Source organism: Kosakonia sp. YIM B13588, from assembly GCF_042788165.1.
In the GTDB taxonomy this organism is placed as follows: domain Bacteria; phylum Pseudomonadota; class Gammaproteobacteria; order Enterobacterales; family Enterobacteriaceae; genus Kosakonia; species Kosakonia sacchari.
In genome coordinates, this window is the sequence record NZ_JBHZPO010000001.1 from 664,871 (window position 1) to 684,697 (window position 19,827).

General features: G+C 53.3%; 21 protein-coding genes. 13 read left to right on the forward strand and 8 right to left on the reverse strand.

Annotated features, from left to right (window positions below; genetic code table 11):
• Window positions 1–28 precede the first annotated feature (28 nt).
• The 4 genes from pspD to pspA are packed head-to-tail and all read right to left on the reverse strand — an operon-like array spanning window position 29 to window position 1,580.
• Window positions 29–265 (reverse strand): phage shock protein PspD, encoded by a 237-nt coding sequence (gene pspD / locus ACFX4U_RS03120; protein WP_313507720.1) that lies wholly within the window; start codon window positions 263–265, stop codon window positions 29–31.
• Window positions 266–274: 9 nt separating this feature from the next.
• Window positions 275–634 (reverse strand): envelope stress response membrane protein PspC, encoded by a 360-nt coding sequence (pspC, locus tag ACFX4U_RS03125; protein WP_016495896.1) that lies wholly within the window; start codon window positions 632–634, stop codon window positions 275–277.
• Window positions 634–858: an envelope stress response membrane protein PspB gene (gene pspB / locus ACFX4U_RS03130; protein ID WP_016495895.1), complete on the reverse strand. Its 225-nt coding sequence runs from the start codon at window positions 856–858 to the stop codon at window positions 634–636. Before pspB ends, pspC begins: the two co-directional genes overlap by 1 nt.
• 53 nt (window positions 859–911) lie before the next feature.
• Window positions 912–1,580: a phage shock protein PspA gene (pspA, locus tag ACFX4U_RS03135; RefSeq protein WP_313507718.1), complete on the reverse strand. Its 669-nt coding sequence runs from the start codon at window positions 1,578–1,580 to the stop codon at window positions 912–914.
• Window positions 1,581–1,732: 152 nt separating this feature from the next.
• Here pspA and pspF point away from each other — a divergent pair, with 152 nt between their 5' ends.
• The 10 genes from pspF to pdeR all read left to right on the forward strand — a co-directional run bounded on the left by pspF (window position 1,733) and on the right by pdeR (window position 14,721).
• On the forward strand, window positions 1,733–2,728 hold the full coding sequence (gene pspF / locus ACFX4U_RS03140; protein ID WP_313507717.1) for a phage shock protein operon transcriptional activator: 996 nt from the start codon (window positions 1,733–1,735) through the stop codon (window positions 2,726–2,728).
• 98 nt (window positions 2,729–2,826) lie between these two features.
• The gene (gene sapA / locus ACFX4U_RS03145) at window positions 2,827–4,467 is read left to right on the forward strand and encodes an ABC transporter substrate-binding protein SapA (protein ID WP_313507716.1); all 1,641 of its coding nucleotides are present in this window, start codon (window positions 2,827–2,829) and stop codon (window positions 4,465–4,467) included.
• Window positions 4,464–5,429 carry a putrescine export ABC transporter permease SapB gene (gene sapB, locus ACFX4U_RS03150; protein ID WP_016495891.1) on the forward strand — a complete coding sequence of 322 codons (966 nt, stop codon included), beginning with the start codon at window positions 4,464–4,466 and terminating at the stop codon, window positions 5,427–5,429. The genes sapA and sapB overlap by 4 nt, the downstream gene beginning before the upstream one ends.
• Complete coding sequence (sapC, locus tag ACFX4U_RS03155) at window positions 5,416–6,306, forward strand: putrescine export ABC transporter permease SapC (protein ID WP_025263598.1); 891 nt, start codon at window positions 5,416–5,418, stop codon at window positions 6,304–6,306. The genes sapB and sapC overlap by 14 nt, the downstream gene beginning before the upstream one ends.
• Entirely contained in the window at window positions 6,306–7,298 is a 993-nt protein-coding gene (gene sapD, locus ACFX4U_RS03160) for a putrescine export ABC transporter ATP-binding protein SapD (protein WP_017457203.1), read from the forward strand. The genes sapC and sapD overlap by 1 nt, the downstream gene beginning before the upstream one ends.
• 1 nt (window position 7,299) lies before the next feature.
• Window positions 7,300–8,106, forward strand: a complete 807-nt coding sequence (gene sapF / locus ACFX4U_RS03165; RefSeq protein ID WP_016495888.1) for a putrescine export ABC transporter ATP-binding protein SapF — start codon at window positions 7,300–7,302, stop codon at window positions 8,104–8,106.
• A 121-nt stretch (window positions 8,107–8,227) separates the two neighbouring features.
• Window positions 8,228–9,016, forward strand: a complete 789-nt coding sequence (gene fabI, locus ACFX4U_RS03170) for an enoyl-ACP reductase FabI (protein ID WP_305735945.1) — start codon at window positions 8,228–8,230, stop codon at window positions 9,014–9,016.
• A gap of 177 nt (window positions 9,017–9,193) precedes the next feature.
• On the forward strand, window positions 9,194–10,354 hold the full coding sequence (locus tag ACFX4U_RS03175) for a CMD domain-containing protein (RefSeq protein ID WP_313507715.1): 1,161 nt from the start codon (window positions 9,194–9,196) through the stop codon (window positions 10,352–10,354).
• 134 nt (window positions 10,355–10,488) lie between these two features.
• A complete protein-coding gene (locus ACFX4U_RS03180; RefSeq protein ID WP_313507714.1) occupies window positions 10,489–12,423 on the forward strand; it encodes an exoribonuclease II in 1,935 nt (644 codons plus the stop codon).
• A 306-nt stretch (window positions 12,424–12,729) separates the two neighbouring features.
• On the forward strand, window positions 12,730–14,721 hold the full coding sequence (pdeR, locus tag ACFX4U_RS03185) for a cyclic di-GMP phosphodiesterase (RefSeq protein ID WP_305735942.1): 1,992 nt from the start codon (window positions 12,730–12,732) through the stop codon (window positions 14,719–14,721).
• On the opposite strand, the gene ACFX4U_RS03190 is transcribed toward pdeR, so the two are convergent.
• Window positions 14,718–15,584, reverse strand: coding sequence for a crotonase/enoyl-CoA hydratase family protein (locus ACFX4U_RS03190; RefSeq protein WP_313507713.1), 867 nt, complete (start codon window positions 15,582–15,584; stop codon window positions 14,718–14,720). The two genes, pdeR and ACFX4U_RS03190, sit on opposite strands and share 4 nt — an antisense overlap.
• Window positions 15,585–15,777: 193 nt before the next feature.
• On the opposite strand from ACFX4U_RS03190, the gene ACFX4U_RS03195 reads away from it, so the two are divergent.
• The 3 genes from ACFX4U_RS03195 (at window position 15,778) to osmB (ending at window position 17,288) form a co-directional block, all read left to right on the forward strand.
• Window positions 15,778–15,960, forward strand: coding sequence for a hypothetical protein (locus ACFX4U_RS03195; protein ID WP_016495882.1), 183 nt, complete (start codon window positions 15,778–15,780; stop codon window positions 15,958–15,960).
• 93 nt (window positions 15,961–16,053) lie between these two features.
• The gene (locus ACFX4U_RS03200) at window positions 16,054–16,812 is read left to right on the forward strand and encodes a DNA-binding transcriptional regulator YciT (protein ID WP_044489347.1); all 759 of its coding nucleotides are present in this window, start codon (window positions 16,054–16,056) and stop codon (window positions 16,810–16,812) included.
• A 257-nt stretch (window positions 16,813–17,069) separates the two neighbouring features.
• The gene (gene osmB, locus ACFX4U_RS03205; RefSeq protein ID WP_025263597.1) at window positions 17,070–17,288 is read left to right on the forward strand and encodes an osmotically-inducible lipoprotein OsmB; all 219 of its coding nucleotides are present in this window, start codon (window positions 17,070–17,072) and stop codon (window positions 17,286–17,288) included.
• Window positions 17,289–17,402: 114 nt separating this feature from the next.
• On the opposite strand, the gene yciH is transcribed toward osmB, so the two are convergent.
• From yciH to lapB, 3 genes are all read right to left on the reverse strand, one after another.
• Window positions 17,403–17,729, reverse strand: coding sequence for a stress response translation initiation inhibitor YciH (yciH, locus tag ACFX4U_RS03210; RefSeq protein WP_313507712.1), 327 nt, complete (start codon window positions 17,727–17,729; stop codon window positions 17,403–17,405).
• Entirely contained in the window at window positions 17,729–18,466 is a 738-nt protein-coding gene (gene pyrF / locus ACFX4U_RS03215) for an orotidine-5'-phosphate decarboxylase (RefSeq protein WP_313507711.1), read from the reverse strand. The genes yciH and pyrF overlap by 1 nt, the downstream gene beginning before the upstream one ends.
• Before the next feature lie 185 nt (window positions 18,467–18,651).
• The gene (gene lapB, locus ACFX4U_RS03220; RefSeq protein ID WP_313507710.1) at window positions 18,652–19,821 is read right to left on the reverse strand and encodes a lipopolysaccharide assembly protein LapB; all 1,170 of its coding nucleotides are present in this window, start codon (window positions 19,819–19,821) and stop codon (window positions 18,652–18,654) included.
• Between the last annotated feature and the right edge of the window lie 6 nt (window positions 19,822–19,827).

Below are 19,827 nucleotides of genomic sequence, written 5' to 3' on the forward strand. Positions count from 1 at the left end.
TTTGCCTTAGAGCTTTAGCCGTAATTCCTTATTTTATCTCGTTTTGCGACAGGAAGCGGCGAGAAAACTTATTCGCAACGCGTTTAAGCAGCGGCTCCAGCGCGAACGCCAGGAGCAGCTTCACCGGGCGTCGGGCGACGGATTTGACCGCCCATCCCGCAACACCTGCCGGGCCGAAGCGCAGCGCGCTCAGCAACGCCAGCTTACCGACAATCTGTAAACCGGGTTTGACGTTGCGGTGAATTTGTTGCCAGCGTTGATTCATATTTTTCTCCTACAACTGACGGAAACGGCTGCGCAGCGAGAACGTATCTGAAGTGACATAACGTTCCATCTGGCGCAAACGGGTCTCTCCGGCGGCGAGCTGGGCGTCTACCGCGTCCAGCAATTCGCTGCTGCTCGGTACATTTTCGCTCTCGGCATAATTGTCCGGCAGCGGATCCAGCACAAAAAACAGCACGATGTACGCCGCCACGACAAAGAAAAACAGCCCGAAAAACATCGCCAGAATGGCAAGAATACGTACGACTTTAACGCGAATATCCAGATACTGCGCGATGCCCGCGCAAACACCACCGATTTTTCCGCGCTGCGGGATGCGCCATAATTTTTTATTCAGATCGAGGGTTGCCATTAGCGGTCTCTCCAGTTCGGGTGCTCAGCATCAAGAATATCTTCCAGCGCCTGAATACGTTCGCGCATCCTCGTGGCCTCTTCGGAAAGCTGGAGTAAGCGCTGCTGCTCGTTCTGATTAAGTTCGCCGCGTGAAGTGCGATTGTTGTAATGCAGCCATAACCAGACCGGCAACACAAACAGGATGAAAAGTGTCAGGGGTATAGCCAGAAACAGCGTGCTCATGTGTACTCCTTACAGCGGATGAGGAGCGGCATCTTCTGATGCCGCCGTTATTATTATTCGTTGTCTTGTTTCATTTTGGCTTTCAACTGCGCCAGTTGCTCGCCGATTTCGTCGTCGGCACGCAGTTCTGCAAATTGCTGATCCAGGGATTTCTGCTTTCCAAAACCGTGGCTTTCCGCTTCGGCTTCCATCTGGTCGATACGACGTTCGAACGATTCAAAGCGCGCCATCGCTTCATCCAGTTTGCCGCTGTCGAGCTGGCGGCGAACATCGCGCGATGAGCTGGCAGCCTGATGGCGTAACGTTAATGCCTGCTGGCGGGCACGGGTTTCGCTGAGTTTATTTTCCAGCTCGCCGATCTCTTTTTTCATCCGCGTCAGGCTTTCATCCACCAGCGTCACTTCCTGCCCAAGCGTTTCAATCAGCGCGGTGAGTTTTTGCTTTTCAATCAGCGCCGCACGTGCCAGATCGTCTTTATCTTTACGCAGCGCCAGTTCGGCTTTTTCCTGCCACTCGGCCTGCTGCGCGCTCGCTTGTTCAATGCGACGCGTCAGCTGTTTTTTCTCCGCCAGCGCACGCGCTGAAGTTGAACGAACCTCCACCAGCGTATCTTCCATCTCCTGGATCATCAGACGCACCAGTTTTTGTGGATCTTCGGCTTTTTCCAGCAGTGAATTGATGTTGGCGTTCACGATGTCGGCAAAACGAGAAAAAATACCCATAATCTGTTCCTCTTGATTTCTGTAATCGGGCTCAGCCCTGCTGCTGGACTATTACAAACTCCGTGCCAACTTTTTATCCCTTTGAATATAAAGCAGATGAATAGTTTTACCGCAACGATAACTTAGGCTAGAGTAGTTAATATCACTAACTAGTGGCGAATTTCATCATGTCGGAACAAAAGGATAACTTGCTCGGCGAGGCCAACAGCTTTATTGAGGTGCTGGAACAGGTTTCGCGCCTCGCGCCGATCGATAAGCCGGTGCTGATCATCGGCGAACGCGGTACCGGTAAAGAGCTGATCGCAAACCGTTTGCACTTTCTCTCTTCGCGCTGGCAAGGACCATTCATTTCGCTCAATTGCGCAGCGCTGAATGAAAACCTGCTGGATAGCGAACTTTTCGGCCATGAAGCGGGCGCATTTACTGGCGCGCAAAAACGCCATCCGGGCCGGTTTGAACGTGCCGATGGCGGAACGCTGTTTCTTGATGAACTGGCCACCGCGCCAATGCTGGTGCAGGAAAAGCTGCTGCGGGTGATTGAATATGGCGAGCTGGAGCGCGTCGGCGGAAGCCAGCCATTACAGGTCAATGTACGGCTGGTTTGCGCCACTAATGCCGATCTGCCGCAAATGGTACAGGACGGCACATTTCGCGCGGATTTGCTCGACCGACTGGCCTTTGATGTCGTGCTCCTGCCACCGCTGCGCCAGCGTCAGAGCGATATCATGCTGATGGCCGATCATTTCGCTATCCAGATGTGTCGTGAACTGAAATTACCTCTCTTCCCTGGTTTTACCGATCACGCGCGCGACGTGTTGATGGGTTATTCATGGCCGGGTAATATCCGCGAACTCAAAAACGTGGTGGAGCGCTCGGTTTACCGCCACGGCAGCATCGATACGCCGCTTGATGACATCATCCTTGATCCTTTCAACCGTGACATTACCACTCCACCACAAACCGGGCGGGAAGCAGCAGAGCTGCCAGCGTTGCCGCTGGATTTACGCAAATTCCAGTTCGATCAAGAAAAAACGCTGCTGCAAACCAGTCTGCAACAGGCGAAATTTAACCAAAAACGCGCGGCGGAGTTACTCGGGCTCACTTACCACCAACTGCGCGCGCTGCTGAAAAAACACCAAATCAGCTGAAATCGCCGACAATAACAGCAGTCGTAAGCAGACATTTGTACGAAGCCATGGCAAGTGCGATACACTTTGCACATGAATTTAAAATCGTTGAAAAAATCATGCGTCTGGTTTTCTCTTCCCTGCTATTGACCGCAAGCCTGGCGACAGGTCTTGCGCAAGCGGCGACACCGCTTTTTGAGCAAGCGGATATTCGCGACAGCGGCTTTGTCTATTGTGTCAATGGTCAGGTCGATACCTTTAACCCGCAAAAAGTCAGCAGCGGCCTGATTGTCGATACGCTGGCGGCACAGCTTTATGATCGCTTGCTGGATGTCGATCCTTATACTTACCGGCTGGTTCCGGAGCTGGCGGAAAGCTGGGAAGTGCTCGATAACGGCGCGACTTACCGCTTTCGCCTGCGCGACGGCGTGGCTTTTCAGAAAACAGCCTGGTTTACGCCGCACCGCACACTGAACGCCGATGATGTGGTCTTCACCTTCCAGCGCATTTTCTCGCGCAATCATCCCTGGCATAACGTCAACGGCGGTAACTTTCCCTATTTCGACAGCTTGCAGTTTGCCGATTCTGTCGACAGCGTGCGTAAACTCGATAACCGCACGGTTGAATTCCGCCTGAAAAAACCGGATGCCTCTTTTTTATGGCATCTGGCGACACACTATGCTTCGGTGATGTCGGCGGAATACGCCGCCCAGTTAGAGAAAAGCGATCACCAGGAGTTGCTAGACCGACAACCGGTCGGCACCGGGCCTTATCAACTGGATGAATACCGTGCCGGGCAATATATTCGGTTACAACGTCACGAAAAGTTCTGGCGTGGTAACCCATTGATGCAACAAGTGGTTGTCGATCTTGGTTCCGGCGGCACCGGGCGCTTGTCTAAGCTGTTAACCGGTGAGTGCGATGTGCTGGCCTGGCCTGCCGCCAGCCAGTTGACGATTTTGCGCGATGACCCGCGTTTACGACTTACGTTACGCCCGGGCATGAACATTGCCTATCTGGCGTTTAACACCAACAAACCGCCGCTGAATAACCCGGAAGTGCGCCATGCGCTGGCGCTGGCCATTAATAATCAGCGTTTGATGCAGTCGATTTACTACGGAACCGCTGAAACCGCCGCCTCGATACTGCCGCGTGCCTCCTGGGCTTATGACAACGAAGCGAAGATCACCGAGTACGATCCGGCGCAGGCCCGCGAACGCCTGAAAGCGCTGGGGCTGGAAAATTTGACGCTGCAATTGTGGGTGCCGACCAGTTCACAGGCATGGAACCCAAGCCCGTTGAAAACCGCTGAGCTGATTCAGGCAGATATGGCGCAGGTTGGCGTTAAAGTGGTGATCGTCCCGGTCGAAGGCCGTTTCCAGGAAGCGAGACTGATGGATATGAATCACGATTTAACCCTTGCCGGCTGGGCAACGGACAGTAACGATCCGGACAGTTTCTTCCGCCCGATGCTCAGTTGCGCGGCAATTAACTCGCAGACTAATTTCGCACACTGGTGCAACCGTGAGTTCGACGAGGTGTTACAAAAAGCGCTGGCTTCGCAGCAGCTTGCCGCCCGTATTGATGATTATGATGAGGCGCAGCAAATACTGGCGCGTGAATTACCGGTGCTGCCGCTGGCGTCTTCCCTGCGTTTGCAGGCGTATCGCTATGACATTAAAGGCCTGGTGCTGAGCCCGTTTGGTAGCGCCTCTTTTGCTGGTGTTTCGCGGGAAAAACAAGAGGTTTCGCCACCATGATTATCTTTACCCTGCGCCGCCTGTTATTGCTGCTGGTCACGCTTTTTTTACTGACGTTCGTCGGCTTTAGCCTGAGCTATTTTACGCCCCACGCCCCGCTTCAGGGCGCTTCGCTGTGGAATGCCTGGGTATTCTGGTTTAACGGTTTGCTGCACTGGGATTTTGGTGTTTCCAGTATTAACGGCCAGTTGATTTCAGAACAGCTTAAAGAGGTGTTTCCGGCCACTATGGAGCTGTGCCTGCTGGCGTTTGGCTCCGCATTATTGGTAGGCATTCCGGTCGGGATGCTAGCCGGTGTGATGCGCGGCAAGTGGCAGGATAAAATGATCAGTGCCTTTGCGCTGCTGGGCTTTTCAATCCCGGTGTTCTGGCTGGCGCTGCTCTTAACCCTGTTTTTCTCGCTGAATTTAGGCTGGCTGCCGGTGTCGGGTCGTTTTGACCTGCTATACGAAGTCAAAACGGTGACCGGTTTTTCGCTGATTGATGCGTGGCTCTCCGATTCGCCGTGGCGCGAAGAGATGATTATCAGCGCGTTACGTCATGTGGTGTTGCCGGTATTAACGCTGGCGGTGGCACCGACCACCGAAGTTATTCGCCTGATGCGCATCAGCACCATCGACGTGTTTGATAAAAACTACATCAAAGCGGCGGCGACGCGCGGCCTTTCGCGGCTAACGATTCTGCGCCGCCATGTTTTGCACAACGCCCTGCCACCGGTGATCCCGCGCCTCGGCCTGCAATTTTCCACCATGCTGACGCTGGCGATGATCACCGAAATGGTGTTCAGTTGGCCGGGCCTGGGACGCTGGTTGATTAATGCGATTCGCCAGCAGGACTACGCGGCGATTTCCGCAGGCGTAATGGTGGTAGGCTCACTGGTTATTATTGTGAACGTGCTGTCCGATATCCTCGGCGCACTGGCTAATCCGTTGAAACATAAGGAATGGTATGCCTTACGATAGCGTCTACAGCGAAAAACGCCCGCCTGGCGCGCTGCGAACCGCATGGCGCAAATTTTATGGTGATACCACCGCGATGATCGGCCTGTATGGCTGCGGCGCGTTGCTGCTGCTGTGTATTTTCGGTCACTGGTTTGCGCCCTACGGCATTGACCAGCAATTCCTCGGTTATCAATTGCTGCCACCCTCCTGGTCGCGCTATGGCGATGTTTCGTTTTTCCTCGGCACAGATGATTTGGGGCGCGATGTATTAAGCCGTTTGCTGAGTGGCGCAGCGCCAACGGTGGGCGGCGCCTTTGTCGTTACGCTGGCGGCAACCCTTTGCGGGCTGGCGCTTGGCGTTTTCGCCGGTTGCACCCACGGCCTGCGCTCGGCGGTGCTGAACCATATTCTCGACACGCTGCTGTCGCTCCCTACACTGCTGCTGGCAATTATTGTGGTGGCGTTCGCGGGCCCGCATCTTTCGCACGCGATGTTTGCCGTCTGGCTGGCGCTGCTGCCGCGCATGGTGCGTTCGGTTTACAGCATGGTGCATGATGAACTGGAAAAAGAGTATGTGGTCGCCGCGCGACTTGATGGCGCTTCGACCATGAATATTCTGTGGTTTGCCGTGCTGCCGAACATTACCGCAGGTATGGTGACAGAAATTACCCGCGCGCTGTCGATGGCGATCCTCGATATCGCCGCACTCGGTTTTCTCGACCTGGGCGCGCAACTCCCCTCTCCGGAATGGGGTGCCATGCTCGGTGACGCGCTGGAACTGATTTATGTTGCGCCGTGGACGGTAATGCTGCCAGGCGCGGCAATTATGGTGAGCGTGTTGCTGGTTAATATTCTTGGCGACGGTATTCGCCGCGCGATCACGGCGGGGGTGGAATAATGCCGCTTCTTGATATTCGTAATCTCACCATTGAGGTGAAAACCGGTGAAGACTGGGTAAAAGCAGTCGATCGCGTCAGCCTGACGCTGGCAGAAGGTGAAATTCGCGGGCTGGTTGGCGAGTCTGGCTCCGGCAAAAGTCTGATTGCTAAAGCGATTTGCGGCGTTACCAAAGACAACTGGCGCGTCACCGCAGACCGTATGCGCTTTGATGATATCGATCTACTGCGGCTCTCCGCACGCGAGCGGCGCAAGCTAATGGGCCACAACGTATCAATGATTTTTCAGGAACCGCAATCCTGTCTCGATCCGTCTGAGCGCGTTGGCAAACAACTGATGCAGAACATCCCCGGCTGGACGTGGAAAGGTAGTCTGTGGCAGCGTTTTGGCTGGCGAAAACGCCGCGCCATTGAATTGCTGCACCGAGTTGGCATTAAGGATCACAAAGATGCGATGCGCAGTTTTCCTTATGAGCTGACCGAAGGTGAATGCCAGAAAGTGATGATTGCCATCGCGCTGGCCAACCAGCCGCGGTTGCTGATTGCCGATGAGCCAACAAACGCAATGGAACCGACCACCCAGGCGCAAATTTTTCGCCTGCTCGACAGGCTTAATCAGAACAACAACACCACCATTATGTTGATCAGCCATGATTTGCAGATGCTGAGCAAATGGGCCGATCGTATCAATGTGATGTATTGCGGCCAGACCGTAGAGACCGCGCCGAGCGAAGAGTTGATCGCCACACCTCATCACCCCTATACACAGGCGTTGATTCGCGCGATCCCGGATTTCGGCAGCGCGATGCCGCATAAAAGCCGCCTGAATACGATGCCTGGTGCAATTCCACTGCTGGAGCAGTTGCCGATCGGCTGCCGCCTGGGGCCTCGCTGCCCTTACGCCCAGCGTAAATGTGTGGAAACGCCGCGGTTAGCCGGTGCAAGAAATCATCTCTTCGCCTGCCATTTCCCGCTGAATATGGAGAGTGAGTGAGATGGTCGAAACCTTGCTTGAAGTGCGCAATCTGAGCAAAACCTTCCGTTATCGCACTGGCTGGTTCCGCCGCCAGACCGTTGAAGCGGTTAAACCGCTGAGCTTTACTCTGCGGGAAAAACAGACGCTGGCAATTATTGGTGAGAACGGTTCCGGTAAATCAACGCTGGCGAAAATGCTGGCCGGAATGGTCGAGCCTTCTTCCGGCGAACTGGTGATTGACGATAAGCCGTTGCATTACGGCGATTACACGTTTCGCAGCCAGCACATTCGCATGATTTTTCAGGATCCGACCACCTCGCTGAACCCGCGTCAGCGACTGTCGCAAATCCTCGATTTCCCGTTACGTCTGAATACGGATCTTGAGCCGGAAGTTCGCCAGAAGCGCATCCTTGAGACGCTGCGCATGGTCGGCCTGTTGCCGGATCATGTCAGTTATTACCCCTATATGCTGGCACCGGGGCAAAAACAACGCCTGGGACTGGCGCGCGCATTAATCCTGCGTCCGAAGGTGATTATTGCTGACGAAGCGCTGGCGTCACTGGATATGTCGATGCGTTCGCAGTTAATTAATCTGATGCTGGAATTACAGGAAAAACAGGGTATCTCTTATATTTATGTCACCCAGCACATCGGCATGATGAAACATATCAGCGATCAGGTTTTGGTTATGCATCAGGGTGAAGTCGTCGAGCGCGGCAGCACCGCCGATGTGCTCGCCTCGCCGCTGCATGATTTAACAAAACGTTTAATTGCCGGGCATTTTGGCGAAGCGTTAACAGCCGATGCCTGGCGAAAAGACCGCTGATTCAATAGTTTCAGTGGTCGGATTAACTCATCCGGCGACTCATGATAGAATCGCCGCGTTTTAACGACGATCGCCCCATATGATGGCGCTCGCCACAACAATGAATATAAGGATTAGAGCTATGGGTTTTCTTTCCGGTAAGCGCATTCTGGTAACTGGCGTCGCCAGCAAACTGTCCATCGCATACGGCATCGCACAGGCTATGCACCGCGAAGGCGCTGAACTGGCATTCACCTACCAGAACGACAAGCTGAAAGGCCGCGTTGAAGAGTTTGCCGCCCAGTTGGGTTCCAGCATCGTTCTGGAATGCGATGTCGCTAAAGATGAAAGCATCGATGCCCTGTTCACCGACCTGGCAAAAACCTGGCCGAAGTTTGACGGTTTCGTTCACTCCATTGGTTTCGCACCGGGCGATCAGCTGGATGGCGACTACGTGAACGCGGTAACCCGCGAAGGCTTTAAAATCGCCCACGACATCAGCTCCTACAGCTTTGTGGCGATGGCGAAAGCCTGCCGCGAAATGCTGAATCCGGGTTCAGCGCTGCTGACGCTCTCTTATCTGGGCGCTGAGCGTGCGATCCCGAACTACAACGTAATGGGTCTGGCAAAAGCCTCTCTGGAAGCAAACGTCCGCTACATGGCGAACGCGATGGGTCCGGAAGGCGTGCGTGTTAACGGAATCTCCGCCGGTCCGATCCGTACGCTGGCCGCCTCCGGCATTAAAGATTTCCGTAAAATGCTGGCACACTGCGAAGCGGTTACCCCGATTCGCCGTACTGTGACCATCGAGGACGTGGGTAACTCCGCCGCGTTCCTGTGCTCCGATCTCTCTGCCGGTATCTCCGGTGAAGTGGTTCATGTGGACGGTGGTTTCAATATCGCTGCCATGAACGAGCTGGAAATTAAATAATCCCCACCGCCCCTTCTCCTGAAGGGGCGTTTTTCGATATGCCATTCTGATATTTATTATCACCTAACAATCTTTCATCCCTCCCCTTCATTACGCCAGGATTAAGCAGCAAAAAAGATCCGGCGACAATGATATGCCGTCGTATCCGGATCGCCACTTTCAGACCAAGGAACGACCATGGAACAACGCCGGATTGAAGGCAAAAGCCACTGGTATCATGAGACCCAGTCAAGTGCCAGCCGTGCACATGCGCTACCGTTGGTTCCCGAAGCGGCCACAGTAAACGACCCTTTTCTGCTCGACCTCGCCCTGCCGGAGAAACAAAAAGCCGACCTTGAAGGCATTGTCTCGCCCGCGCGCAAACTCTATGCCCTGTTATTTCCGCAGCGTGTAAACACCAGCCGTTTACGCACCTTCAGCGCCTATGACCGGCTCAGTACAGCCCTTACGGCAGCGCAGGTTTTCGGCGTTCAACGGTTATGCAATCACTATGCAGCGCGGCTGGCGCCGTTATCCGGCCCGGACTCGTCACGGGAGAGCAACTACCGGCTGGCGCAAATTACCCAGCATGCACGGCTGCTTGCCGCCTCTCCCTCGGTTATCGACGCACGTGCGCGGCAACAGTTAGAAGACGTGGGCCTGACTTTCTATGACCTGGTGATCATCAATCAGATCATCGGCTTTGTTGCTTTTCAGGCGCGCGTTGTCGCTATTCTGCAGGCATCGCTCGGCCAACCGGTGCGGTTTATACCCGGCATGGAAACCCAGCAAGAAGCGGACGCCGCACTTTTTAGCCATACCGCCACACAATGGCAGCCCGGTATCGATATTGTCGATTTGCGTAGTGCAAATGCGCCGCAAATGGAGTCACTTGCTCGCTGGCAACCACTGCCGGAATTACGCCTGCTAGCCCCCTTGTTGGCCCATGAACATCTGCTGCTCAATGAACTGGGCGAAATGAGCGAACAGGTGGCAAAAACCAGTCCCAATAAACAGCAGAGTTGGCTGGTGGCGGCCTACACCGCGCGCATCAACGGCAGCACGAGCTGTTTTACCCAACGTGTGCAACGTGGCAATGACGATGAATTACTGGCGCAGGCACTGCGCACGGGCAGCCGCGAGCTCAATCGCGTGCTGGCGGGGAAAAACAAAGAGAGCGCTCTGGTGCAAGCGGTTCAGACGCTTACCTGCGCGCCGGACAGGTTTAGCCCCGCGCAATTTTTACAGCTTGAGGAACAAGGCTACAGCCGCCAGGCGGCAATGAGCTTGCTTGTCGCTTGTGCGCTGAATGGCTGGTTAAACCGGCTGCATATCGCCCTCGGGCAAAGCTTGTCGTGACAGGCGGGTATAGCGCTGTGTAAGTGCTCTTGCCACCAGTTGCACAGCATGATTTTGCAGAAACAGCGCTTGCCGCAACAGGAAGAATCGCGTAAAACTGTCAGCCGCTCTTTTAGCCACGAAAATACATAATTATGCTCCAGGACAACCCGCTGCTAGCGCAGCTTAAACAGCAACTTCATTCCCAAACTCCGCGTGCGGAAGGTGTTGTAAAAGGCACTGAAAAAGGCTTTGGATTTCTGGAAGTCGACGCGCAAAAAAGCTACTTCATTCCGCCGCCGCAGATGAAGAAAGTGATGCACGGCGACAAAATTATTGCCGTCATCCACAGCGATAAAGACCGTGAAAGCGCGGAGCCTGAAGAGCTGGTCGAGGCGTTCTTGACCCGTTTTGTTGGCAAAGTGCAAAAGAAAGACGATCGTCTCTCTATTGTGCCGGATCATCCGTTGCTAAAAGATGCTATTCCTTGCCGCGCCGCCCGTGGCGTTGAGCATGATTTCAAAGAAGGCGACTGGGCCGTCGCTGAAATGCGTCGCCATCCGCTGAAAGGCGATCGTGGTTTCTACGCTGAACTGACGCAGTTTATTACCTTCGCCGAAGACCACTTTGTGCCGTGGTGGGTTACTCTGGCACGCCATAATCTGGAAAAAGAAGCGCCAAATGGCGTGGCGACCGAGATGCTGGATGACGGCCTGCAGCGTGTAGATTTAACCGCGCTGGATTTTGTCACCATCGACAGCGCCAGCACCGAAGATATGGACGATGCGCTGTATGTTGCACAGACCGCTGAAGGCGAACTGCAACTGACCGTGGCAATTGCCGATCCTACCGCCTGGATTGCCGAAGGCAGCAAGCTCGACGACGCTGCGAAGATCCGCGCCTTCACCAACTATCTGCCGGGTTTCAATATTCCGATGCTGCCGCGCGAGCTGTCTGACGATCTTTGCTCTCTGCGCGCGAACGAAGTGCGTCCTGCGCTGGTTTGCCGAATGACACTGGATGCAGACGGCGCGATTAAAGACAATATCGAATTTTTCGCGGCGACCATCGAATCGAAAGCCAAACTGGCTTATGACGATGTCTCCGACTGGCTGGAAAATACCGGCAACTGGCAGCCAACAAATGATGCTATCGCGGCGCAGATCCGCCTGCTGCAGCGCGTTAGCCAGCTGCGCGCCCAATGGCGCCAGAGCCACGCACTGGTATTTAAAGACCGTCCGGATTATCGCTTTGTGCTGGGCGAGAAAGGCGAAGTGCTGGATATCGTTGCCGAGCCACGCCGCATTGCTAACCGCATTGTTGAAGAATCAATGATTGCCGCCAATATTTGCGCTGCTCGCGTGCTTCGCGACAAGCTCGGCTTTGGTATTTATAACGTGCACCTCGGTTTCGACCCGGCGAACAGCGAACAACTGGCCGCGATGCTGAAGACGCACGGTATGCATGTTGATGCCGAAGAAGTTCTGACGCTGGAAGGGTTCTGCAAATTGCGTCGCGAGCTGGACGCGCAGCCTTCAGGATTCCTCGATAGCCGCATTCGCCGCTTCCAGTCCTTCGCGGAAATCAGCGTTGAACCTGGCCCGCATTTTGGCCTTGGCCTGGAAGCGTACGCGACCTGGACCTCGCCTATCCGTAAGTACGGCGACATGATCAACCATCGTCTGCTGAAAGCGATTATCAAAGGCGAAACGCCGAAACGCCCACAGGACGATGTCACAGTGCAAATGGCTGAACGCCGTCGCCTGAACCGTATGGCTGAACGCGATGTCGGTGACTGGCTCTACGCCCGTTTCCTGCAAAACAAAGCCGGTACCGATACCCGTTTCGCGGCGGAAATTATCGATGTCAGCCGCGGCGGTATGCGCGTACGTCTGGTGGATAATGGTGCCGTTGCCTTTATTCCGGCGCCGTTTATTCATGCGGTACGCGATGAGCTGGTGTGCAGCCAGGAAAACGGCACCGTGCAAATTAAAGGTGAAACCGTCTTTAAAGTGACCGACGTTATTGATGTCACGATTGCGGAAGTTCGGATGGAAACCCGCAGCGTTATTGCCCGCCCGGTGCTGTAACGTTTTTAATCATGGCGCTTTCCAGCCCTGGAAGGCGCCAAATCACTGTTGCGATATCACGCGCATTTTTTTCTGAATTCTTCCCACAATCCTGCAAAAGCGACCACAATAAAACCTCAGGCAACTGTTTGTTTACTGCGGGTTTATACTATTTATTACACATCATTTTGTCGATACCAGGCCGGCTTTTAACAAAACATTCCAAGAAGAAACAACACGTTCATGCCTGATTACCCCCTTTAAAAAGGCGGTTATCCGTCAATAAATTGTGTCCCCGTTGCGCTTTTATGTGGGTTGGGAGATTGCATGAAAGACTTTCAGGAACAGAACCTGCTGTTTCGCTACCTGGGTTCGACAAGCCCCTTTTGGCGTTTAACCGCCGACAGTAACGCCCTGCACTTTGCGCCAGACGAAAACGCCGAGGTCAGCCAGGTTGTTGCGCTGAGCGACGAACAAGCAGCGCGTATCCGCGAGATGACGGTCATTACGTCCAGCCTATCGATGCATCTCTCTTTATTCGGCGAAGACGTTGCCGTACACCTCGTCGGCAGAAAGATATCCCGCAAAGCCTGGGCCGGTAGCGCGTCGGCCTGGCACGATACAACGTCAGTGGCGCGCGATCTGGTGCAAAGCCTCTCCTTCGCAGAGCAAGTTGTTTCCGAAGCGAATTCAGTGATCGTGATCCTCGATAAGCACGGCAATATTCAGCGATTTAATCGCCTGAGCGAAGAATACACCGGCATGAAAGAGCAAGAGGTTATTGGGCAAAACGTTTTTAAACTGTTTATGAGCCGCAGCGAAGCAGTGGCCTCAAAACGCAACATCAGCGGTTTTTTTCGTGACGGTACGCCGTATGAGGTTGAACGCTGGGTTAAAACCCGTAAAGGCCAGCGCTTATTTCTGTTTCGCAATAAGTTTGTCCACAGCGGCAGCGGTAAAAATGAAATTTACCTCATTTGCTCCGGTACAGATATTACCGAAGAGCGGCGCGCGCAGGAGCGATTGCGGGTTCTCGCCAACACCGATACGGTTACCGGTTTACCCAATCGCAATGCCATTCATGAGTTAATTAGCGATGCGATAAGCGCGCGCGGAGAAACGCAGGTCGGTGTTGTCTACCTCGACCTTGATAACTTTAAAAAAGTGAATGATGCCTATGGCCATATGTTCGGCGATCAACTCTTGCAGGCGGTCGCGCTGGCCATATTAAGTTGCCTGGATGAAGGCCAAGTGCTTGCCAGGCTCGGCGGCGATGAGTTTATCGTGCTGGCAACAGACACCTCACAGAGCCTGCTGGAAGCAATGGCATCGCGCATTCTGACCCGTTTACGCCAACCATTCCGTATCGGTCTTATCGAAGTTTACACCGGCTGTTCGCTGGGCATTTCACTGGCCCCTCAGCACGGTAATGACCGGGAAAGCGTGATCCGTAACGCCGATACAGCGATGTATACCGCTAAAGAGAGTGGGCGCGGCAAATTTTGCGTCTTCTCGCCGGAAATGAATCAACGTGTATTTGAATATTTATGGCTCGATACCAATCTGCGTAAAGCGCTGGATAAAGAGCAACTGGTGATCCACTACCAGCCGAAGATCACCTGGCGCGGCGAAGTGCGCAGCCTTGAAGCGCTGGTACGCTGGCAATCGCCGGAGCGCGGCCTGATCCCGCCGCTGGACTTTATCTCGTATGCCGAAGAGTCTGGCCTGATTGTGCCGCTGGGACGCTGGGTCATGCTGGATGTGGTGCGTCAAGTGGCGAAATGGCGCGACAAAGGCATATTTGTTCGCGTCGCGGTGAATGTCTCTGCGCGTCAACTGGCGGATCAGACGATTTTCAGCGATCTGAAACAAGCGCTGCTGGATCTTAAATTTGAATATTGCCCAATCGATGTGGAGCTAACCGAGAGTTGTTTGATTGAAAACGAGGAGCTGGCGTTGTCGGTTATTCAGCAGTTCAGTGCCCTGGGCGCGCAGGTGCATCTTGATGACTTCGGCACAGGTTACTCGTCCCTTTCACAACTGGCGCGCTTTCCGCTGGATGCTATCAAACTCGATCAATCTTTTGTCCGCGAAGTGCATAAGCAGCCGATATCACAATCGCTGGTGCGGGCGATTGTCGCCGTTGCACAAGCGCTTAATTTGCAGGTGATTGCCGAAGGTGTGGAGAATGCAAAAGAAGACGCCTTTCTTACAAAGAATGGCGTCAATGAACGGCAGGGTTTTTTATTTGCCAAACCAATGCCCGCTGCCGTATTCGAGCGGTGGTTCAGGCGTTATCAGGCACGTAAATCGCGTTAGCCCGCTTTAAGCGCCACCGCAGCGTGACGATCCTGTAACAGGACTAAACGTTCCATATAAGCAATGTCTTTCGGTTGCAAACAGAAAGCCGAGTCCACCCAGTCTTCGGTAATATCCATCAGTTCACTGCGTGGTAACTGCAAAACGCGCTGCCGGGCGCGCAGCATTGCCCGCACACCGTTCAACCGGGGTTGCAGGGTATCGATAAAGGTACGTGTCGCAAGAAATCCCTGCCCGGATTCGAAAGAGACATCCACCAGCCCTTGCGATTCATACCATTCTGCGGCGTGCGACTCGCCTTTGTAGATCAACTCCTCCGCCAGTTTCATTCCCGAACGGCGCGCCACCAATGAGTACGCACCCATACCAGGAAAAAGGTTAAAGGCAATTTCCGGGAAACCGAGCCGTGCGTCGCGCTGCGCCAGCACGAAATGGTGCGCCAGCGCGGCTTCGAAACCGCCGCCCAGCGCACTGCCTTCGACCATCGCCAGCGAGATGGCACCCGTGTCAAACCCTCTTGACGCGGCGTGAACGCAATCCACGCAGGCGCGGGCATAGGCACGCAGGGCTTCGCGTCGGCCATTCTTGATACAATCAACAAAAAATTGTAGATCGCCGCCGGTGTTGAACATGCCGGGGACTAACGATCCGGTTACCCAAAAATCAACGGCAAATCCCGCTTGTCTGACAAGCCAGGAAATATTCATGATCTCCTCAATTAACGCATGGTTGAAGCATGGTCTTGGCCTTGCGCGCAGCATCATCCATACGGTGCGGCGTTCCTCCTCGTAATAGCCAGAAAGCTGCGTAAAGCGTTCATCATCAGTAAACAGTTTGCAGGTGGTCTGGTTGATAATCGTCATTGCTTTATCCTCCGGTAATAAAAGCGCATTGCGCGCACTGCAAGACTAATCCACCGCCAGAGCCAGCTCTTTGTTGCGTAATGAATATATAATTGGCGCTTATAAGTTTTTGAGATTTCCTTTTTTTTCTTCTCTTTTTAAACTGTTTTCTGCATCATTGAATTCATTCGTTTTTCGACATAAAGGTGAAGAAATGGCAGACATCGACGTGAAACACCTTGCCGGCCGGATAGATACCGTTCTGGATATTCTGGTTGCGGGGGATTACCAATCCGCCATTCGTAACCTGGAAATTTTGAAAGCGGAATTATTGGATCTCGATAACAACGATAAGGCGGCCTCTTCAGGTGCGCCGAAAACGCCCTGGGAAATTTAAATACCCTTATTTTCGCCATTACGCGGCAGCCGGGAATGCGACCCGCGTGCTGGCGATTTCCGTTCTCTAAACCATTATTAGAAATTTGTGGCTATGAATTCCCGACAACAACTTATTTTGCAGACGGTCATCGACAAAGGCCAAATGAGCGTTACAGACCTCGCGCGTATGACCGGGGTATCTGAAGTGACGATTCGCCAGGATCTCAATACGCTCGAAAAACAAAGCTATTTGCGCCGTACACATGGTTTTGCTGTGCCGCTGGACAGTGACGATGTTGAAACTCGCATGATGAACAACTACACCGTGAAGCGAGATTTGGCTGATTTTGCGGCATCGCTGGTGAGTTCTGGTGAAACCGTATTTATTGAAAATGGCAGTAGCAATGCCCTCCTCGCCCGCAAACTGGGTGAACAGCGTGATATCACCATTATCACCGTGAGCAGTTATATAGCTCATCTGCTCAAAGAGGCGTTGTGTGAAGTGATCTTGCTTGGCGGTATTTATCAGAAAAAGAGTGAAAGCATGGTCGGCCCGCTGACTCGCCAGTACATTCAGCAGGTGCATTTCAGCAAAGCCTTTATCGGGATTGACGGCTGGCAACCGGAAACGGGTTTTACCGGGCGCGACATGATGCGTACTGACGTGGTCAATGCGGTGCTGGAAAAAGGCAGCGAGGCGATTGTGCTTACCGATAGCTCCAAGTTTGGTGTAGTCCATCCTTATACACTTGGCCCGGATGAACGCTTTCAGCGGGTGATCACCGATTCAGCCCTTAAACCGGAAGCACATCTTCAACTGCAACAAAAAGGCCTGATTGTCGATATCGTTAACACGGGCGGGTTTCGCTGATCCTGTTAGCCTGCCAGCGCGGGCTATCTCCCTCATATCTGAGACTATTCTGACGTTTAGATTAAGACTATTTACCTGTCTTGTTACCGGTCTGCGCGTAAAATTATTATTAGCGATATAACAGGAAGTGACTATCACTGACGTGATTGAATTACTCCTGCGCAGCAAGGTTTCACGGGGAATCTTTAGGTGTGCTCACAGGCACTATACTTAAAGAGAACATTCTTCCGTGAATCGATTATTCAGGAGAAAGTATGATGATGTTAACAAGCAAAAAAATGGCCGCAGCAGTACTGGCAGTTACCCTGGCAATGTCTCTGAGCGCTTGTGGTCACTGGTCTAAACGCGATCGTAATACCGCAATCGGTGCGGGTGCGGGTGCGCTTGGCGGTGCTGTGCTGACGGACGGTAGCACGCTCGGTACGCTGGGCGGTGCAGCTGTCGGCGGTATCATCGGTCACCAGGTTGGTAAGTAATTGGTCATTTAAACGGCGACAATAAAAAATAAATATACTTTCTTTTTCAGGTCTACGTTTCACAGTGTAAATAATAAGGCCGCGGTAATTACCGCGGCCTTTCTGTTTTCAGGCTTAACCACCTGCTAATTTCACTTTCATTCCTTTAGCTTCCAGCAATGATTTCAGTAAATCACGTTTATCACCCTGGATCTCAATGACGCCATCTTTCACCGAACCACCGCAGCCGCATTTTTTCTTTAATTCTGCGGCCAGCTTAGTCAGTGCTTCATCATCCTCATCAATGCCCGTTATCAGGCATACGCCCTTGCCTTTGCGGCCGCTGGTCTGGCGCTGGATGCGTACCACTCCATCACCTTTCGGGCGCGTATGTTGCTCTTTAGGGTCGTCAATGCGCCCGGTTTCGGTTGAGTAGACCAGACGGCTGTTGTCGTCGTTCATTATTCCCCCATTCCCAACGATGCATTAATCGTTTTAAGGGTTTTTGCCGGATCGGCAGACTGCGTAACCGGACGGCCAATCACCATATAGTCCACACCTGCAGCAAGTGCCTGTTCCGGTGTCATAATACGGCGCTGATCGCCAGATTCGCTGCCGACCGGGCGTATTCCTGGCGTGACCAGTTTGAACTCCTTGCCTAATGCGTTCTTAAAACGCACAGCTTCCTGCGCGGAGCAAACAACGCCATCAAGGCCACATTGCTGCGTAAGACGAGCCAACCGCTCCGCATGCTCTGCAGGCGATGCGTTGATGCCAAGATCCTGTAAATCACTGGCTTCCATGCTGGTCAATACGGTGACCGCAATCAGTAACGGTGCATCTTTGCCAAATGCGAGCAGCGCCTCTTTTGCCGCTGTCATCATCCGCGCGCCACCGGAAGCATGGACATTCACCATCCAGACGCCCAAATCAGCGGCTGCTTTAATGGCGTGCGCTGTGGTGTTCGGAATGTCGTGGAATTTTAAATCGAGGAAGATATCGAAGCCGCGCTGTTGCAGATCGCGCACCAGTTGCGGCCCGAATAAAGTAAACATCTCTTTGCCAACTTTCAGGCGGCAATCACGCGGATCGATACGGTCAACAAACGCCATGGCCGTGTCGCGGTTATCGTAATCAAGTGCTACTACAATCGGGGAAGCAGTAACGGTGCGGGAAGTCGATAAAACAGTGGACGTCATGATCAGACCTTCTGAAATGAGGGTACCCGCTCAGGCGCGAGAAGAATAAACGGCGAGCATTCTACCCGCGAGCGCGTGGAAATAACAGGTTCGATTTTTTGCTGCTAAGCGAATACCAGCGCAGATGCTGCATAGTCAAAAAATCATTAACAGTATGTTGTAACTAATGATGGCGTTTTTAAAAATTACTGGCCATCAAGGCCACGAATCGGTTTTACGGTCGACCACGCACGGCAAGACGGGCAATGCCAGTACATGGTAAACGCGGTGAAACCACATTTATGGCAGCGATAACGGGGCTTACTGCGCACCTGCTCGCCCACCATTTCGCGCAGCACCATCAGACTTTCTTTGGCGCGCCCTTCTTCGGCTTCGTTCAGGTGGTAATCCATCAGTTTATGGAAAACGCGCATGGTGGGATGCCGCTGCAGTTGCCGCGTAACATAGCTCTGCGCCGCGTCAGGCCCATCGCGGCGCTCCATAATGTCTGCCAGCATCAATTCGGCAGTCGCACCAGTGTTTTCTTCCACGCAACGCTGTAAAAATGCCGCCCACTCATCATTTTTACCCAATTGCTGATAGCAGGTTTGCAGCATTTCCAGCGTTTCGCTGACGAGTTCTTTATCCTGGTCGATAACACGTAACAGGCTTTCCACCGCTTTTGCATAATCGCCATCGGCCATGAACACACGGCCCATCATGATAGAAACGCGCGGACTGTCACGATCGGCGGCGGCGCCTTTTTTCAGCAATGCCATGGCCCGATCCATCTCTTCATTACCCATCTGCTGCAGCGCAAGCTCACAGTAGAAATGCGCGATTTCGCCCCGTTGTTTGTCTTTGCCGAGTTTCACCAACCGCTCAGCGACATCAATAGCTTTTTGCCACTCGCTGGTCGCCTGATAAATTTGCAGCAATTGCTGGAGCGCACCGACTCGAAAATCGGTTTCATCCACCAATTGGTTAAACATATCTTCCGCGCGATCGTACATTCCGGCGGCCATGTAATCGCGTCCAAGTTGCTGGACTGCCAGCAGGCGCTGATCATAGGAAAGTGAGGCGCTTTCCATTAACGTTTGATGGATACGAATCGCGCGGTCAACCTCGCCGCGAGAACGAAAAAGGTTGCCGAGAGTGAGGTGCGCTTCAACGGTACCGGTATCCTCTTTCAACATATCGAGGAACAGATCAACCGCTTTATCTTGCTGATTACTCAGTAAAAGGTTAACCCCGGCGACGTATTCACGTGACAGCCGGTTTGCCTCATCCTGTTTTGTCTGTTGAGCATTTCTGCGCCCCATATACCAGCCGTAGGCAGCCGCGACAGGTAACAACAGAAACAACAACTCCAGCATAAAATA

What these genes read in the sequence shown, in the direction of transcription:
- yciH (WP_313507712.1), bottom strand. Translation starts at nt 17,729, where the DNA reads ATGAACGACGACAACAGCCGTCTGGTCTACTCAACCGAAACCGGGCGC.
- sapA (WP_313507716.1), top strand. Translation starts at nt 2,827, where the DNA reads ATGCGTCTGGTTTTCTCTTCCCTGCTATTGACCGCAAGCCTGGCGACA.
- sapC (WP_025263598.1), top strand. Translation starts at nt 5,416, where the DNA reads ATGCCTTACGATAGCGTCTACAGCGAAAAACGCCCGCCTGGCGCGCTG.
- ACFX4U_RS03195 (WP_016495882.1), top strand. Translation starts at nt 15,778, where the DNA reads ATGGCAGACATCGACGTGAAACACCTTGCCGGCCGGATAGATACCGTT.
- pspA (WP_313507718.1), bottom strand. Translation starts at nt 1,580, where the DNA reads ATGGGTATTTTTTCTCGTTTTGCCGACATCGTGAACGCCAACATCAAT.
- pspC (WP_016495896.1), bottom strand. Translation starts at nt 634, where the DNA reads ATGGCAACCCTCGATCTGAATAAAAAATTATGGCGCATCCCGCAGCGC.
- ACFX4U_RS03175 (WP_313507715.1), top strand. Translation starts at nt 9,194, where the DNA reads ATGGAACAACGCCGGATTGAAGGCAAAAGCCACTGGTATCATGAGACC.
- sapD (WP_017457203.1), top strand. Translation starts at nt 6,306, where the DNA reads ATGCCGCTTCTTGATATTCGTAATCTCACCATTGAGGTGAAAACCGGT.
- pdeR (WP_305735942.1), top strand. Translation starts at nt 12,730, where the DNA reads ATGAAAGACTTTCAGGAACAGAACCTGCTGTTTCGCTACCTGGGTTCG.
- ACFX4U_RS03180 (WP_313507714.1), top strand. Translation starts at nt 10,489, where the DNA reads ATGCTCCAGGACAACCCGCTGCTAGCGCAGCTTAAACAGCAACTTCAT.
- ACFX4U_RS03190 (WP_313507713.1), bottom strand. Translation starts at nt 15,584, where the DNA reads ATGACGATTATCAACCAGACCACCTGCAAACTGTTTACTGATGATGAA.
- pspD (WP_313507720.1), bottom strand. Translation starts at nt 265, where the DNA reads ATGAATCAACGCTGGCAACAAATTCACCGCAACGTCAAACCCGGTTTA.
- osmB (WP_025263597.1), top strand. Translation starts at nt 17,070, where the DNA reads ATGATGTTAACAAGCAAAAAAATGGCCGCAGCAGTACTGGCAGTTACC.
- pspB (WP_016495895.1), bottom strand. Translation starts at nt 858, where the DNA reads ATGAGCACGCTGTTTCTGGCTATACCCCTGACACTTTTCATCCTGTTT.
- fabI (WP_305735945.1), top strand. Translation starts at nt 8,228, where the DNA reads ATGGGTTTTCTTTCCGGTAAGCGCATTCTGGTAACTGGCGTCGCCAGC.
- sapB (WP_016495891.1), top strand. Translation starts at nt 4,464, where the DNA reads ATGATTATCTTTACCCTGCGCCGCCTGTTATTGCTGCTGGTCACGCTT.
- sapF (WP_016495888.1), top strand. Translation starts at nt 7,300, where the DNA reads ATGGTCGAAACCTTGCTTGAAGTGCGCAATCTGAGCAAAACCTTCCGT.
- ACFX4U_RS03200 (WP_044489347.1), top strand. Translation starts at nt 16,054, where the DNA reads ATGAATTCCCGACAACAACTTATTTTGCAGACGGTCATCGACAAAGGC.
- lapB (WP_313507710.1), bottom strand. Translation starts at nt 19,821, where the DNA reads ATGCTGGAGTTGTTGTTTCTGTTGTTACCTGTCGCGGCTGCCTACGGC.
- pyrF (WP_313507711.1), bottom strand. Translation starts at nt 18,466, where the DNA reads ATGACGTCCACTGTTTTATCGACTTCCCGCACCGTTACTGCTTCCCCG.